The organism is Schwartzia sp. (in: firmicutes) (genome assembly GCF_978017985.1).
Genome location: NZ_CDXDFU010000044.1, coordinates 1 through 3,052, shown reverse-complemented (window position 1 = coordinate 3,052; position 3,052 = coordinate 1). Strand labels below are relative to the sequence as shown.

The 3,052-nt window shown below is 47.4% G+C and carries 4 protein-coding genes; 2 read left to right on the top strand and 2 right to left on the bottom strand.

The genetic code is table 11. The features are described from left to right. Nucleotides 1-116 precede the first annotated feature (116 nt). The gene (locus ACY69O_RS02195; RefSeq protein ID WP_462331835.1) at nt 117-365 is read right to left on the bottom strand and encodes a hypothetical protein; all 249 of its coding nucleotides are present in this window, start codon (nt 363-365) and stop codon (nt 117-119) included. A 243-nt stretch (nt 366-608) separates the two neighbouring features. Between ACY69O_RS02195 and ACY69O_RS02190 the strand changes: the two genes are divergently transcribed. Then, nucleotides 609-740, top strand: a complete 132-nt coding sequence (locus ACY69O_RS02190; RefSeq protein WP_462331834.1) for a hypothetical protein — start codon at nt 609-611, stop codon at nt 738-740. A gap of 176 nt (nt 741-916) precedes the next feature. After that, a complete protein-coding gene (locus ACY69O_RS02185) occupies nt 917-1,435 on the top strand; it encodes a hypothetical protein (RefSeq protein ID WP_462331833.1) in 519 nt (172 codons plus the stop codon). A 55-nt stretch (nt 1,436-1,490) separates the two neighbouring features. Here ACY69O_RS02185 and ACY69O_RS02180 read toward each other — a convergent pair. After that, nucleotides 1,491-3,052: sensor domain-containing diguanylate cyclase (locus ACY69O_RS02180; protein ID WP_462331832.1), on the bottom strand; the 1,562-nt coding region annotated here is incomplete at its 5' end.

The window sequence follows — 3,052 nt, the reverse complement described above, 5'->3', positions numbered from 1 at the left end:
TACGACTGGCGTATGAATTTAACAGGGCTGAGGGAAATGATTTCTCATTTTCCTCAGCCCTGTTTTTATCTTCTCATGAAATTTTGCTGCATAAAATCCAAAAGTGAAATTACGGCTCAGGCAGCATCGGATCGGGCGGGTTGCCGTAACGTGCATCCCACTCGCGGCTGAAAATACGGTGGTCGAAAACATGAGCGGCTATAAACCAACGTCATTTCCTTAAGATAACCGTAATATTGCAGGGTCGTGAGAATATCGGAGAAACTATGACAATAGTGCAGCGCATCCAGCGCTTCGACGTCTTCGTAAAGTGCCTTCGCCAAACGGCTGAAGAAATAGACTTCGCGTTTTTCCTTGTTTTTCATTGTCCAATCTCCTATCCGTGTTTTCTCCATTAGAGAAAAGCACGAATTTTCAACTTTACACTATAACTTCATGGATTCTATTGTACCTCATGTATTTAAATTTTATCTTAGACTGACTTCTCCAATTTACGGCGCAGTGTGGTAATATTGTGTTAGAGCAAATTACAAAGGTAGGAGCCGGAGCTATGGAAAAAATAGAAACAAAAACGCCGCGATATTATCATCAGCATGCAGAAAATAATCATGGATGATGCCGCAGCCATTATCTTCGGATATCCGCAGACAAACATCATAAGCAATAAATCCATCACAGGCGCTAAAATTCAGGCCTGCGACTACTACTGGCTTACAAAAGACTGGAAGCCGGCAAACTGATAAACTGATACCTAAAAAATCTGTGTACATATGTGAAAGCCCTTTGTCGGGATCACTGCTCCTGCAGAGGGCTTTTTCTTCTGCCGTTTTCCCTGCCTTCGTCCCTCTTGCATAAAAAAAGGCTGACGGTATATAATCATTTATAGGAATGAACTATACAGGGGGAGGTTTTTATCGTGCCCGAATATGTCCATACAGGTCATCACGTTTTCTCCGGAAGAAACCGTATCGACCATGAGATGGTCGCTACCACGCCGGACCCTGCAATCATTGCGGCGCCTACCGAAGAAGAACTGAACATCGTACCGGCTGATGATACAGATGATTACGATGCTGAAGAATATGTTGATGAAGATGACTCTTCAGAGGACATAGAGGAAGAATCCGAGGAAGCTCCCGAAGATGCGTCCTACGACGAGTCGGAAGAACCCGCGGACGAGGAAAGTTCCGATTCCGGCGTTACTGAAGAGGCAGCGGAAGCTCCCGGTGAATCTCCCGAGGATATAGCTGCACGGCTTGCTGCCGACAGAGTAAAGTATCAGATGGATAATCTTGAAATCGCAAATGAGATGGTGGCGAACGAGTCTGCCTCAGAGGAATCCCCTGAAGAGATTGCCGCACGGCTTGCTGCCGACAGAGTTCATGCGCAGGAACAGAATCTCGAGGTTGCAAGAAGTCAGACCGAGGGTGAATGATAATAAAAAAGTAAGGAGAGGAGCATAAACATGCTTCTCTCCTTTTTGTTTGCATTTATTTGATGTCAGGATTCTGTACCTCAACACGGTTTTTCCCATTGCGTTTTGACATGTAAAGTACGGCATCAATTCTGCGGTAAAAATTATCGAAATCCTCACCCGGATTGTATTTTGCAACACCGAAGCTGGCCGTTATATTTCCTCCGTCAGGCAGGATTTTATTTTCCGACAGCATCATACGCAGACGTTCGGCAATAGGCTTTGCCATATCCAGTGTAAAATCCTCAAGGACAATGAGAAATTCTTCTCCACCCCATCTGCCGACGCAGTCGCTCACGCGAAGCCCGCTCGTCAGGGTTTTTGCAGTATATTTCAGCACTTCGTCTCCGATGGCGTGACCGAATTTGTCGTTGACCTGCTTGAAATTGTCTATATCGAGCATTATGACCGAAACGGGTGCGCTTCCCGGGTCGCGGTTTCTAGTAAGCGCATTCTGCATTATTGACTCTATTTCCCCACGGTTGTAGATAGATGTCAACCGATCCTTACGCGCGAGGCACTCCAGTTTTTTGTTAGCTTCCTCCAGTTCCTTTGATACTACTGTAATAAAGCTTGCAAGGCGCTGGACGAGGGACATAGACTCCGTCAGCTCTGTTTCCTTAGCAGGAGCAGCCATAACAGGGCGCGTAGTATCCGGCTCATTTTCACGCATTCCCACGGTAAGCATCACCATGTTCATCATGGAAACGTGCTTGCCCGCGCGCATTATTTCTCCGTGCGAGAAAAATCCGGCGTTCGGCGCAATCGCTTCAAACGGGCGCAGCTCAAGCTCGGCGTTGTCCTGCATGAATCTGCTGCGGCTGACGCAGTCAAAGAACATTATTGCTTCCGGTGCAAAAAAGGACATATACTGCTGAGTGCGTTTGGAGCTGGCTATGATTTCCTCAGGGTCTCCGTAGGCGAGACGCAGCTTTTCTCCCGGCATAAACCCGCACACAAATTTAAGATACCCGTTCTTTGTCGCCGCAACGGGAAGGCGTGCAATCTCCATCCCGTTGCGTTCAAGCATCAGCGGGAAGGCGAACAGATATTTTTCCACTGCCTTTTCCAGAGATATGTGCAGATATTTATCATAGACATTGAACGCAGGCTGACGGTCAAGCTCCTCAATGGTCATACCATCTTCGCTCAGTTTTGTAATTGTCATGGAAACGCCGAGAGGTTTCCAGCCCAGCCCCCCATAAACGAAAAATTTAAGTTTTTGGCTTCTGAAAAGAATAGCAACGACTCCCGCGGTAATACATTTTCCGCGCGCAAAGGCAAACAGAGGAAGCTGCCTGTCGTCGCTACGGTTCGCCACCCCTCCGAAAAGAGGAATGGACGGAGGAATCTCCGAAAGAGGCTCCCAGAAAACGCGGGTATTAAACCCGCCCGGAACTGTAAGAAACTCAACTCCGGCAAGATCGTCAATTTTCGAAAGAAGCTTTGCGAGCTCTTTGCCTGCCTTCGCCGGAGCCGTTACGTCAAAATCACACAGCTGCAGCGTTACAACGGTGTCCTCGAAGAATTGAGCAACCATGACAGACTCACCACGTACGATACTTCCGTGTATTATGC

Bases quoted from the DNA above. Each gene is read 5' to 3' on its own strand.
- ACY69O_RS02195 (WP_462331835.1), bottom strand. From the start codon at position 365: ATGAAAAACAAGGAAAAACGCGAAGTCTATTTCTTCAGCCGTTTGGCG.
- ACY69O_RS02190 (WP_462331834.1), top strand. From the start codon at position 609: ATGGATGATGCCGCAGCCATTATCTTCGGATATCCGCAGACAAACATC.